At 41.4% G+C, this 14125-nt stretch carries 10 protein-coding genes; 9 read left to right on the forward strand and 1 reads right to left on the reverse strand.

The features are described from left to right. Positions 1–157 precede the first annotated feature (157 nt). Genes BFL47_RS16700 through BFL47_RS16720 form a run of 5 tightly spaced genes read left to right on the forward strand, consistent with a single transcriptional unit; the run spans position 158 to position 9245 of the window. Positions 158–1306: a glycoside hydrolase family 88/105 protein gene (locus BFL47_RS16700; protein ID WP_069660936.1), complete on the forward strand. Its 1149-nt coding sequence runs from the start codon at positions 158–160 to the stop codon at positions 1304–1306. Between the two features lie 50 nt (positions 1307–1356). Continuing rightward, positions 1357–3822, forward strand: a complete 2466-nt coding sequence (locus BFL47_RS16705; RefSeq protein ID WP_069660937.1) for a glycoside hydrolase family 31 protein — start codon at positions 1357–1359, stop codon at positions 3820–3822. A gap of 6 nt (positions 3823–3828) precedes the next feature. Beyond that, the gene (locus tag BFL47_RS16710; protein ID WP_069660938.1) at positions 3829–6840 is read left to right on the forward strand and encodes a glycoside hydrolase family 2 protein; all 3012 of its coding nucleotides are present in this window, start codon (positions 3829–3831) and stop codon (positions 6838–6840) included. Between the two features lie 2 nt (positions 6841–6842). Continuing rightward, positions 6843–7157, forward strand: a complete 315-nt coding sequence (rhaM, locus tag BFL47_RS16715; RefSeq protein WP_069660939.1) for an L-rhamnose mutarotase — start codon at positions 6843–6845, stop codon at positions 7155–7157. Positions 7158–7175: 18 nt separating this feature from the next. Continuing rightward, entirely contained in the window at positions 7176–9245 is a 2070-nt protein-coding gene (locus BFL47_RS16720; RefSeq protein WP_069660940.1) for a beta-galactosidase trimerization domain-containing protein, read from the forward strand. 2 nt (positions 9246–9247) lie between these two features. Here BFL47_RS16720 and BFL47_RS16725 read toward each other — a convergent pair whose 3' ends face one another. Next, positions 9248–10378 (reverse strand): metallophosphoesterase family protein, encoded by a 1131-nt coding sequence (locus BFL47_RS16725; protein ID WP_069660941.1) that lies wholly within the window; start codon positions 10376–10378, stop codon positions 9248–9250. A gap of 140 nt (positions 10379–10518) precedes the next feature. Here BFL47_RS16725 and BFL47_RS16730 point away from each other — a divergent pair, with 140 nt between their 5' ends. From BFL47_RS16730 to BFL47_RS16745, 4 genes are all read left to right on the forward strand, one after another. Further along, the gene (locus BFL47_RS16730; protein WP_069660942.1) at positions 10519–11292 is read left to right on the forward strand and encodes a trypsin-like serine peptidase; all 774 of its coding nucleotides are present in this window, start codon (positions 10519–10521) and stop codon (positions 11290–11292) included. Between the two features lie 268 nt (positions 11293–11560). Next, positions 11561–12544, forward strand: a complete 984-nt coding sequence (locus BFL47_RS16735) for a hypothetical protein (protein ID WP_069660943.1) — start codon at positions 11561–11563, stop codon at positions 12542–12544. A gap of 335 nt (positions 12545–12879) precedes the next feature. Continuing rightward, complete coding sequence (locus BFL47_RS19845) at positions 12880–13095, forward strand: hypothetical protein (protein ID WP_069660944.1); 216 nt, start codon at positions 12880–12882, stop codon at positions 13093–13095. Positions 13096–13283: 188 nt separating this feature from the next. Continuing rightward, on the forward strand, positions 13284–13616 hold the full coding sequence (locus BFL47_RS16745; protein WP_069660945.1) for a heavy-metal-associated domain-containing protein: 333 nt from the start codon (positions 13284–13286) through the stop codon (positions 13614–13616). Positions 13617–14125 lie beyond the last annotated feature (509 nt).

Genomic DNA, 14125 nt, shown 5'->3' on the forward strand with positions numbered 1-14125 from the left:
TTGAAATAAATATGCCATTGGAGACAATTGAGGCAATATGTTAAGTCAAAACAGGATGCTACAGGTTGCAAATGGGGAAAAATAATAGTAAAATAGTCCCAGAAACCTATTTATCCCAGATTAAACCCCTGTTATAAATGAACCAATTCTTCATCATATGATTAAATACACGTCTGATTTTCTTACAAAATCAATCACCGCAATTCTGTTTTTGGGATTCTTATCCTTGAACTTATCTGCACAGCAACTGCCTAAGAAAAAACAGGTGCTCAAAAAAATGCGTCTTGCCAATGAATACTTTATGAAAAAATGGCCTGATGCAGGGAAGGAAATTGTAACGAACAAAACAAGACCCAGTAATATCTGGACCCGTGGCGTGTATTATGAAGGACTTATGGAACTTTACAGGGTTGACAAGCAAAAAAAATACTATGATTATGCAGTTCAATTTGGAGAAAAGCATAATTGGGGATTAAGAACCGGCGATACTACACATAACGCCGATGACCAGACTTGCGGACAGACCTATATTGATCTTTATATGATCGACCCCAAACCTGAACGTATTGCCAAGATAAAATCATCTATAGATCACATGGTGAACAGTCCCAAAGTGGACGACTGGCACTGGATCGATGCCCTTCAGATGGCGATGCCGGTGTTTACCCGTTTAGGCGTGGTATACAAAGACACCAAGTACTTTGATAAGATGTATGAAATATACAGCTACTCCAAATACAAACATGGTGGAAACGGGCTATACAACCAGGCAGACAAATTATGGTGGAGAGACAAGGACTTTGTGCCACCATATAAGGAACCCAATGGGGAAGATTGTTACTGGTCCAGAGGGAACGGATGGGTTGTAGCAGCACTGGTACGCACATTACAACAACTTCCTAAATCTGATCCTCACTATAATGAATATATGCAGGATTACAAAGACATGGTGAAGGCATTGCTTCCTATCCAGCGGTCAGACGGTTTCTGGAACGTAAGTCTACACGATTCAACCAATTTTGGTGGAAAAGAAACTTCAGGAACAGCTTTATTTGCCTATGGTATGGCATGGGGCATCAATAATGGAATACTCAGCCGGGAAATATATCTTCCTGTTGTGATCCATGCATGGAATGCAATGGCAAAAGAAGCCATTCATTCCGATGGATTTATCGGGTATCTTCAGGGTACAGGAAAAGAACCTAAAGACGGTCAGCCTGTAAGTTATACCTCCAAACCCGATTTCGAAGATTATGGTTTAGGATGCTTTCTTCTGGCCGGAAGCGAGGTTTACAAATTGAAATAATATAAAAAGAAGGGTCTTCTAACGGCCCTTCTTTTCTCCAGATAATAACCATGTCTAAATTATTGAGTACAATATTTTTAGTAATTGCATTAATGGCGACTGCCTCGGCGCAGACCTCCATAGGAAACTATCGATCCGGTTTCAAAAAACAAGGGCAAACGGTATATTTCTCCAATCAAAATGCCGATATAAAACTGGAGTTTTGCACGCCCTCTATGTTTAGAGTACGAACCAGTTGGAGCAGAGTATTTGAGGAAAATGAACCCTGGATGGTTATCAAATATAACTGGGCCGCATTTCCTTTACAAACAGCCGAAAAAAGCGACCATTTCCTTATTCAAACAGCCAGTTTAGATATAAAAGTTTACAAAACACCCTTTCGCATTGATGTACTGACTAAAGAAGGAAAGATGCTTTCTTCAGAGTCTGCCGTTAACGGTGGAGCAACAACAGAGGCAAACGCAGTTATTTCTACCAAACAGATGTTGCCAGATGAACATTTCTTTGGCTTTGGCGAGCGGATGGATTTTACCGATCAACGGAATAAAAAGATACGTCTTAATGTAGGCAGGGGCAAAGGGAGACCTCATGCCATCGGTGCATACAATATTCAGGAAGCAAATTATTCCCCTGTGCCCTTTTTTATGAGTACCAGAGGGTATGGTATTTTCCTGCATAACTCCTTTGCTACAGAATGGGACATGGGATTATCACAAAATGATAGGTACAGCTTTAAAGCCGTCGATGGCGAACTGGATTACTATTTCATGTATGGTCCAGATTTTCCTACTATTCTTGCTCAATATACCAGCCTAACCGGAAAACCTCCATTGCTTCCTCAATATGCCCTTGGCTTACATGTCGGTACGTATAGTGGGGGGACATGGGGACACGATAAACTAACTTCTCAAAACTATGTGGTCGCATTAGCGAAGAAGTTTAGAGAACTCGGAATTCCAGCTGATCTCTTATGGCTGGATTCTACCTGGCGGATCTTTGGAAAAGTTGGAGGCAACGGGGCTACCTCTTTTGAATGGAGAGATTCGTTCAAAGATCCCAAGAAAATGTTCGACAGTGTATATGCCATGAATTATAAGATGGTTGGTCTGCATTTACGTCCTCGTTTAGACAATGGAATTAAACTTGACCTTCTGGATCAGGCGAGGAAGAAAGGTTTTGTATATCCCGAACCAAATAGCAAAGGTGAATTCGTTAACTTTTTTGATCAGAAGTCAGTAAACTGGTGGTGGAATAATGGGGTAATGAAAGTGGCTTCCCAGGGAGCTATGTTCCTCAAAACAGATGAAGGCAGCGCTTTTGGTGGCCTTGCTAATGAAAGTAATAAGACTGGTCCTACCGATAAGGTGGCTCAGAAACTTCATAATGTGTTTCCAATCGCCTACGCGAAAGCCCCTTATGAGAAGTTCCAAGAGTTTAATAAAGTACGTGGACTTAACCAAACGCGCGAAGGTTATGCCGGGATCCAACGATACCCTTATATTTTTGCTGGTGACTGGCCTAGCGAATGGCAATATTTCGCTCCTGTTATTAAAGCAGGATTAAATATTGGTTTATCCGGTGTAAGTTACTGGTCTCATTGCATGGGTGGATTTGAACGTGCAGCAGACCCCGAATTATATATTCGTTGGGTACAGTTTGGCATGTTCAGCCCCGTAGCCATGGTATTCGGTATGGATCATCCCGGATATAAAGAACCTTGGAACTACGGTGAGCAAGCTCTTGCCAACTTTAAAAAGTACGATCTGCTCCGTTACCGTTTAATTCCTTACATCTACAGCAACTTTTATGTCAGCTATAAAACCGGTCTGCCTCTTATGCGCGCGCTGGTATTGGAACATCAAAATGATGAAAATGTGTATGACATAGGCGATCAGTATATGTTTGGTACAGATATGATGGTATGTCCGGTCACAACCAAAGGGGCCGTTACCCGAAGTGTATATCTCCCTGAAGGAACCTGGTTTGACTACTGGACCGGAAAAAAATACAATGGTAAAGAATACGTACATGTTGTAGCGCCTCTGGATACGATTCCTTTATTCGTTAAAGCGGGAGCCATTATTCCAATGCAACCCGAAATGAGTTATTTTGCTGAAAAAGCGGTGGATGTAATCACGCTTGATATCTTCCCTTCCGCAAATTCAGAATTTAACTTTTATGAAGACGATGGTGTAAGTTTAAAGTATCAGCAGGATGTTCATGCACTGACTAAAATAACGGCATCTTTGCTTCAGAGTTCCTTCAAACTAACTATTGATAAACCAGTTGGAAAATTTGCACCTTCAATGCATCAATACCTAGCCAAAATACATTGGGATAATGCAAAAGGCCCATCCTCGATCACTGAAAATGGACTAATATTGAAGGAAGCATCCAGTGCTGATGCCTTACAAAAGGCAGCTGGCTGGTATTACGATGTTAAAGAAAACATCCTTTGGTTGAAAGCCAATACAACGAACAAAGAAAGTATATCCATAGCAGTAGGTGTTAAATAACTTCTAATGAACCGATTAAAAATTGTAACACTATTTATTCTGATTTCAGGCTTAGCCTCAGGATTTAACCAAGTTTTTGCCCAGCGCATGAAGTATAATTTTAATTCAGGATGGAAGCTCTTTGTAGGCGACCAGAAAGATGCGGGAAGCATTCAATTTGACGATTCACAATGGAAATCCATTTCTCTGCCTCATGCCTTCAATGAGGATGACGCCTTTAAAGTGGCTATTGACCTGCATACTACCGGCATCGTCTGGTATCGGAAACATTTTAAACTTCCCAAAGAATACACCGGACAAAAGGTTTTTCTTGAATTTGAAGGAATTAAACAGGCGGGCGATTTCTACCTCAATGGAAAGTTTATCGGAAAACATGAAAATGGTGTAATGGCCTTTGGCTTTGATATTACAGATCAAATGAAATATGGCTTTCAAGAGAATGTGCTCTCTGTCCGCATTGACAATTCATGGGATTATAGAGAGGTGGCAACAAATTCCACCTTTCAGTGGAGCAATAAAAACTTCAATGCAAACTATGGTGGTATTCCCAAAAATGTATTCCTCCATACTGCCGGCAAGCTCTTTCAAACCCTCCCGTTGTACTCCATGTTAAAGACCACAGGAACCTATATCTATGCTAAAGACTACAATATAACTGCTAAATCGGCCACTGTTACTGCTGAGTCAGAAGTTAAAAACGAATATACTACACCGAAGACCTTTACCTTTGAAGTGGCTGTTGTAGACATGCAAGGCAAAACTATTCAAGTATTTAATTCCGAAGCAACCACCCTTGCACCTCAGGAAACTAAGATCGTAAAAGCGAGCGCTAAGATAGACAATCTAAACTTCTGGAGTTGGGGATACGGCTATTTATACACCGTATCAACCACGTTAAAAGTGGATGGTAAACCGGTAGATGTGGTACAAACCAAAACAGGCTTTCGCAAAACCGAATTCACCAAGGGAATGGTTACCTTAAACGACCGTGTACTTCAAATGAAAGGGTATGCACAACGTACGAGCAATGAATGGCCAGCTGTCGGCATGTCTGTTCCCGCCTGGATGAGTGATTTCAGCAATCAGCTGATGCTCGAAAGTAATGCTAACCTGGTTCGCTGGATGCACATCACCCCTTGGAAGCAGGATGTCGAATCATGCGACCGTTTGGGTTTAATTCAATCTATGCAGGCAGGTGACGCTGAAAAAGATGTAGAAGGTGTACGATGGGATCAGCGTACAAGGTTGATGCGTGATGCCATAATTTATAACCGCAACAATCCAAGTATCCTATTTTATGAGTGTGGCAATGAGTCTATCTCCGAGCCACATATGCAAGCCATGAAAGATATCAGGGATCAATACGATCCCAATGGAGGAAGAGCCATAGGTTCAAGGGAAATGCTGAATAGCAAAGTAGCCGAATACGGTGGCGAAATGTTATACATCAATAAAAGTGCTCATATCCCTATGTGGGCAATGGAGTATTCCAGAGATGAAGGACTCCGTAAATATTGGGATGAGTTTTCACCCCCTTTTCACAAAAATGGAGAGGGTCCTTTATACAAGGGAGCGGACGCAAGTATCTACAACCGCAACCAGGATACCCACGCTATGGAAAATGTGGCACGTTGGTATGACTATTGGAGAGAACGTCCCGGTACAGGTGAACGCTCTAGCGCAGGTGGCGTAAACATTATCTTTTCTGATTCCAACACCCATTTCAGAGGGGCAGAAAATTACCGTAGGAGTGGCGAAGTAGATGCCATGCGCATCTTAAAAGATGGATACTATGCTCATCAAGTGATGTGGGATGGATGGGTCGATATTGAAAACCCCCGCATTCATATTATTGGTCATTGGAACTATCAGCCAGAAACAAAAAAAGATATTCATGTCATTTCAAGTGGCGAGAAAGTGGAGCTTTTTATAAATAACGAATCAAAGGGATTTGGCGAACAAAGTAGCCGCTTCCTATATACCTTTAAAAATATTCAATGGCAACCAGGTACGTTATCTGCTGTGGCTTATGACGCACAGGGTAAGAAATTGTGTGCAGAAGAAATCAAGACAGCAGGTAAACCAAACGGAATACGTTTAACACTGCATCAGAGCCCTATTGGACTTCAAGCAGATGGTGCAGATATGGCCCTGGTTGATGTAGAGGTAGTTGATGCAAAAGGCAATCGTTGCCCAACCGCTTTAAACATGATTAACTTCAAATTAGAAGGTGCCGCAGAATGGCGTGGTGGAATTGCTCAAGGACCTGAGAACTATATTCTTGCCAAGAGTCTGCCGGTAGAAGGTGGCGTGAACCGTGTCATCATCCGTTCAAATACAAAAGCCGGAAAGATCGTTGTTAGTGCCAATGCCGAAGGCCTAAAGAGTGCAACCATCGCTTTCGCCTCTAAACCGGTGAAACAGACGGACGGACTCTCACTTCAATTGCCCTCTTATGGCTTGTCATCCTACTTGAAAAGGGGACCTACTCCTTTATCTCCATCTTACAAGGTGTCCCGCGTTGCTGTAAAAATTACAAGCGCTGCTGCCGGTGCTAATAATGATCAGGCTGGTGCAAGTTATGATGATAATGAACTGTCTGACTGGGTAAATGATGGTCAGCTTTCTACCGCATGGGTCAATTATACGCTTGAACGATCAGCTCCAATATCTGAGGTGACTATGAAGGTGAATAACTTCCGTTCCCGCAGTTATCCTATCCGGATTACGATTGATGGAAAAGAAGTGTTTAGGGATTCTACACAAAGAAGTCTGGGTTACTTCACAGCTAAATTTAAACCTCAAACGGGAAAAACTCTGAAGATTGAAATGTATAAGGCAACGACTGAAACTAACAATGCCGCTGTCGGAGTAGAGATCACAGGTAAAAAACTGGATGATGGTGTAAGCAGGGATGATAGTAAATCTAAAGGAACCTTCAGCATTGTCGAGTTGGAGATCTATGAACGTGTAGCTGAAAATTCGGGGTTACTGGTAAACGATATAAAACAAAAATAGTAATGGATAAAGTTGCTTTTAAGATGAAACTGAAGCCTGGCTTCAAAGATGAATATAAAAAACGCCATGATGAAATATGGCCGGAACTCAAAAAATTGTTAAAGGAAAATGGTGTAAGCGATTATACCATTTTCCTGGACGAAGAAACAGATACCCTTTTTGCAGTACAACTCCAGCAGGAAGGCCAGTCCTCGCAGGATCTTGGTACCACAGCAATTGTACAAAAGTGGTGGACCTATATGGCCGATATCATGGATACCCATGCCGACCATTCACCGATAAGTATTCCACTTTTAAAAGTATTTCATATGGATTAAAATTCCTAATTTGTATCCATGGATAGTTTGTTGACCGCTCCTGAAATCGGCGCAGAAATATTTATAGAACCCGGACAAACCGATCAGGAAATTGATACCTGGTTCAGGCAGATGAAAGATCTTGGACTGAGCATTACGCGTATCCGGATGTTTGAAAATTACATGCATCAACCGGATGGCAGTTGGGATTTTAGCCTGTTTGACAAAGCGTTCCTTGCCGGAGAAAAGTATGGAATTGCGATCTATGCTAACTTGTTTCCTGCCACAACCTTCGATGATGTAGGGGGATTTAAGTTTCCTAAAACCGAAGAAAACCTCCATCAGATAGCCGATTATATCAAACATCTGGTTACTCATTTCAGTGCCTTCCCTGCATTATACGGTTGGGTGCCGATTAATGAACCCGGATCAGGCGAACTGCCCGATGATACCTTTACTCAGGACCGGTTCGTTACTTGGAAAGCGCAACAAACTCCTGCTCAATACAACAGCAAAGGATATACCCATTTTAACTTTGAAGAGCAGCGGTTCCTGCTCGAATACAATTCATGGTTTTTGAAATGGTTAATAGATGAAATCAGACGCTACGATTCCGAACGTCCCATCCATGTCAATAACCATGCGATCTTTAAAAATGCGGCCGAATATGACTTCCCGCAATGGCGTAACTTCTTAAGCAGTTTAGGAGGTTCCGCTCATGCCAGCTGGCATTACGGGTATTTTACAAGGCAGAAATACGCGCTGGCGATGTCCGCAAATAGTGAAATGTTACGCTCGGGTGCAGGTGGCGTCATCCCCTGGATGATGACGGAACTGCAGGGAGGAAATAATACGTATAGCGGCATTTCGCCCATGTGTCCTACTCGTTTCGAAACAGCCCAGTGGCTCTGGACCACCATCGGTTCAGGAAGTAAAGGCTCCATTTTCTGGTGCCTGAACCCCCGTTTATCCGGATTTGAAGCTGGTGAATGGGCCATGTTAGACTTTCAGGATCAGCCATCAGACCGCCTACTAGCCGCATCAGCAGTAGCAAATACCATAACAGCCAATCACACACTATTTGCCGGAGCCAATCCTATTGATTCTGGAATTCATGTCGTTTATACCCGCGAATCCATGTGGATCGAGCAGAAGCTCCAAATACCAGGAGACCTACATGAAGGCAGGTCAATAGGTGGCGTAATCAAATCGGCACTGAGCTATTTTGAAGCACTGAGCGATATGGGGATCCATGCCTCTTTTAAAGAAATGAGCGAGTTTGATTTCGACCAGGATGACTACTCCAAACAGGCCATTATTTTAGCACATCAAATCAGTGTCCCCTCCAGGTATTGGGAAAAGATCCACAGGTTTGTATCACAGGGTGGTAAACTCATTGTAGAAGGTCTGACTGGCTATTATGACGAAAATGCCTACTGCTTGTTGAGAGCAGGTTTTCCTTTCAAAGAATTGTTTGGCGGAGAAATAAAGGAATTTAAAGTAGTAGCACCTTTGTTTGATCTTCATCTGAGCAGTCCGGACCTAAAACTCAAGGCCCATCTTTGGCAGGGAACACTGAATTTAACGACTGCAAAAGTTATGGGAACCTCTGTAAACGAAGCCGTAGCTTCCCAAAATACATACGAAAATGAAGTGATTGCTTCCCTGAAAGGGCATGAAAATGAAGTGATTGTTTCTTCAAACAGATCCGGAAATCAAGTGATTGCTTCCTGGAATGCCTATGGCAAAGGAGAGGTATTATGGATTCCCAGTTTAATCGGGATGGGAGCAAGAATCACGAATGATTATACAGCATTAACCGATCTGTTGTACCAGGAACTCGCTCCTTTATTAAAAAATCAGCCTGCATTATTTGATCATATCCAACAGGATGTAATCATGAAAACCATGCGTTCCGGAAATTCTTACCTTTTTGTAATTATCAATAAATCGACAACTATCCGCTGGATCAAACTAAAAACCAATAATCTCTCAAAGGACCCACTTATCATTTATGCAGATCAAAACGGCCGGGTATCAGCCCAGAATGAAATAGAGATCCATTCGGAGGAAACAATGGTCTTGAAATGGGATTTAGATGTAAGCTGATCTTAGCGCGCGATTTTTACCTCAAAAGATTCAAAATGTGACATAGGCAAGCTTATATCATCAGGGTCCTCATGCGGAATACTATAATAATCTCCTTGCACAATGAGACCTGTGTTTTCTTTAACAATCGTTATTTTTAAAAATCCATGATGTGCAAAGCAATAATTCTGCAGCTCAATATTTTGAAATAGGGGACTCACATCTGAGTAAGCCATGTTATCAGGCTGTGCTATAGGATGTAATTCATCATACCCACCAGCCCCTGCAACCACGAATGTTAGCTCTTTTCCGTTCTCGTATTTTTTAATAAACCGCTGGTAATTATGTACATGGCCGCTGAAAACCAGGTCTGGCATCACATTAGCTTCCTGAAAAGCATTTTTAAGAAACTCAATCATTGGCTGACTTGATCCATGATTGGTATCAGAAGAGTAGGGTGCATGGTGCAAACAAACCAACAAAGCTTTATCAGTAAACTGAGCTGCATGTTTCAATTCTTCAATAAACCATTCCTTTTGCGCTTCCGTAATAATCCCATATTTGGTCACATTGCTGTGTAATCCAATAATCGTAGCAAGAGGACTTTCCAACGTCCAGTAAATGTTGGGTTGCGTCATGCTTTTTCGTGGATCACCCCCTGAAAATGGAATTTGGTGTGGCTTGGTATCACAAAATACCTGTTTAAAAGGTTCCAGACTGTTATAAGGATGAGGGTTTTCTACGTTTACATCACTATCATGATTTCCGGCAATAGCCACTATTGGAGCCGGATATTTCGAATAAGGCTCAAAAAATTGCTTTGCATATAAGTTCGACTCTCCAAAATTATACACAATATCGCCCAAATGATAGAGGAACTGAGGTTGATCGTTTTCATCCTTTAAATCCTCAAACTGACTGATCATTTTATCAGCCACCACTTTTTGGAAATCATGACTGCGGATCGTACCCGTATCCCCAACCATGTGAAATACCATCTTCTGATTATTCGTTTCTTTTAGAATGGTATCCAGATTTAATCGGTATGGATATTTTCCAGAAGGTATAGGTAGTGGCTGGAATTTGTAGCTGTCGTCAGGTTGGTTTAATTTAAAAATCGGTGTAGTCCGTATGAGTTGATCAGGATGGGGCATGATAACAAGTATTTGTCCGTTTAAATGTACTGCAAAATTAACCGAATTAGAAAGAATAGCTGTTTTTCCATGTTTAATTCGATTCGTTATAAACAGCGCAAGTAAAAATACGTTAAGTAAGGGTGGGGAAGAACTTATTCATGAAGAACATTTACCTTATCGTTTGCTATATTCTATTTATTGCTTCCCCTGTAGGCGCTCAGGAATGTAATGAACAAGTGAGTAAAAATCGCAGAGTTCAAATCCAATCGGGACAATTAAATAAAGAACTGTTAAAGGTCGTTCAACTGGATATCCGTAGAAAAGCGTGGTTATGGAATGATCGGTACAATGCCACAGCCGCCTTTATTCACCCCAGGGTGCTCATTACGGCAGGTCATAACCTCACAAATCGGTTTGATCCAGTTGCAAAAATGACAGTTACAGTAGGGTATACTACTAATAACACCTATCGGGCTCAACAGCATTTCGCAACAGCGATGTATAAAAATATATATGTACTTCCATCTTACAATAGCGCACCGACTTTTGAGGATGATTATGGAATTATCATTCTTCCGGATGCTTCTTTATACCAGTATGCAGGTGGGTATTTCAAACTAACCAGTTATGCTGCGGCTAAACCAACGAGGGAAGTTTTTATGTCCGGTTATCCCGACCCGATCACCGGGATGAAATTGTGGACTGACAAAACGAAGAACTATTACTTTTTAGATCGGCTTCTGCGGTATGATTTTTATACGCTGGATGGCTCAAGTGGATCGCCTATATATACCAATGCCAATCAGTTGATTGCTATACATACTGGTGGTTTTGATAAACCAAACGTTTGTAATATAGGAACGCCAATTACTCCTCAGATAAAAAAACAGATCAATGAATGGTGCAGGGCACATGGGATATATTTGAATTAATAGGTATAGTTATGGCATTATTGTCATATCTCCTGATAAGAACCAGCGTTGGTGCCATGATAAGTCCGACTTGCAAGTTGATTTATGGGACTTATCATAGGTTATAAACTGTTTGTTTATCGTTTGATTTTCAATGAGTATGCAGGATATTTTGTAATCCCCCTCCAGATTGTTTAGAGCCGCTTTCTCTTTTTTACCCCAAAATATAAGAGAAATTTCGCTGCTAAGGTTCTTGAAATGATTACCTTACCCGAATAACAAATATATTATGGCCACAATTGACAATAAAGGAAGAGTACGGGGAACCGCAGGGTCGGTCGTCTACCGTACGTATCGGGATAAGAACATTATTCAGGGAAAACCCGCGAAATTTAAACAGACCCAGGAAAGTATCAAAACCTCCACAGAATTCGGTTTATCGAGTTCTACGGCCGCGGTTATCCGTCAGGCATTTGAGCCTGCTTATCTGCACCGGGATGGAACGGCTGTGAGCCGCAGTACCCAGTTGGTATACCGCAGCATCCGTAATAGTTTTAGTGGAAGTGTTGGGGAACGCGATCTGCATGATGCAGACCTGAGTCATTTAAACGGCATGGAGTTTAATGTGGACAGCAAGCTGTCGGAAGTGCTTCAGATGAGTCATCAGGTGGAGCAGGACCTGGATGGTCGTGTACGTGTTAAACTGGGGAGTTTAAATACCCAAAGCGGCATCAAAAGGCCTAAAGGGCTATCCGCAGGAAAGCTGAAATACCGGGTTCGCCTGATGCTGGTGGCATTTAACTTCCGGGAAGAATATTACGAACACCTGGAAGTGAAGGATGTTGACTTTGGAAGTTATGAAACGCTGGATGAGCAGGTTGTTAGTTTTGACAGCATTGCAAGTCCTTCGAGCATACTGATGTTGAGCATGTCCTTGCTGGTTTATAGCGCAATTGGACTGGATGAGGAAGCGATATTAATTAATTCTAAGGCTTTTAGTCCCTGCGCGCTTATCGGAGCATTTCAAAGTACGGCTGCCTCAGATCGTCCGAAAGTAGCTGTGAATCAATGTGCTGCAAGTTATCCGGTAGAGCAGGGGAACCTGCATCATATGGGATATGTTGGGAATGCATTGATGCTAAAACTTGGTGAGCGGATAAACCTGCATCTAAGTACGGCAAGTAAGATACCAAAAAAGGTCAATATAGAAACAAGGCTTAAGGAAACGAATTCGGGTATTACACTGGGCAAACGTACTTCATTCGCGAAATAATGATTTATAACTTTGCGACTAGAATGCCTGGAAAGTTATAAATTCTCATTTCTATTGAACTATAACGCTATTGAAGTATGCCCTTACTTTGCGTTCCCAACTACTCTTGCCCCCATTTTTTTTTCTTTCAATAATGTCAATAGAATGGTGAAATGATCGGGCTTTGATTTGGTGCTCTTCAAACTTTGATAATAGATTTGGATTATCTACTGCCGCCAAGAATGGCGTTTTTAGCGGAGGAGGTTGCTTCAGTTTGATTGACTACGGGATTTGTTCGTTAAACTAAACGTTGGGAGGGTAGCTATGGAAAGCACCAGCATCTATTTGATCTCCGTTTGGCGGGATTGGACCTTGATTTTAATGTTAAGTTGGTCTACCCATATTTTATTCGGCAGCTTCCTGACGGTAAGCGTGATGTAAAAGATGTACAGTGGATTGCTTTAGTCACGCAAAAAGAACTGAATAAAGGACAGTTTGTTCCCAGAACAGAAATAAAACGGACGCATCAGTATAAAAATCGAATAACTGTACTTATTTTGCTTGCACAGTGAATTTTTTTCCTCGTTTTTTCATGGCATGGATGTTGCATGAATAGTTATAATAAATATTACCCCTATTGAATGATCAACAGGGCTTTTGCAAACTTTTATTATTGGTCGATATATCAACCTGTATTACAGGTTGATATGATATTTTCTTGATAATAGAATAAAAATTGGTAAATATAAAAATAAGCAAGATGAAAAAGTATTATGAAATAACTGGAATGAGTTGTGACGACTGTGTTGAAAATGTAAAGAAAGCATTGATGGAATTGCCGGATGTTGTAGAGGCAGAAGTTAAACTGAAGCCGCAAGGGGTTCTACTTACTTTGAACGAATCCATTGATACGAATGTATTGCAAGCCCAGATTCATAAGGCCGGAAGCTATACCATTTTGAACTCGCATGGTGATGGAAATGGTGTTAACGAAGATACTCCCGACATACAGCGCACTCATAGTTTTACCGACACTCATACCGAAAGGCATGAAAAGCCTTTTGGAATAGATCATGAACCTGGAGTAATTTAAAGTTAAATGGTTACGGATTTGAATTAATTTTCTGTTATGGGAGGTTGCATTCATCTTAAATTAAATTCCTCATAGCTTTATTGTCCCAATTGATGAAGGTGGTTAACGATGCACCATGTGCGCCACCGTTATACATGTAACTATCAAATTGGAAAGTGCTTAGTAATGGTCCGTTAGTTAATACCTTGGTGGTACTTATAAATTCGTAGGTGCGACCACGGCATAACGTTCTTTCTTGAATTTAAGGTAGTCATCCATAATGACTTTCGTTAATTCTTTTATAGAGGAGGGAGGATTTTTTAGTTAGGTGTACTTTCGTGATCCGACTTTAAATGGAGTCGTTCAAGGCCGGCTGATTACCAAAATAGGGATAAGAAATAGCCATGAACGTATATTTATTTTTTGTCGTATCACAGTTTGGCTCTATCTCTTTAATTACTCACTTTTGATCGGCGGTTATGTCTGAAGTGCGTTGTGCCGTATCCGCCCTACCAACCCATATTGCAGGA

Source organism: Arcticibacter eurypsychrophilus, assembly GCF_001730525.1.
GTDB lineage: Bacteria > Bacteroidota > Bacteroidia > Sphingobacteriales > Sphingobacteriaceae > Arcticibacter > Arcticibacter eurypsychrophilus.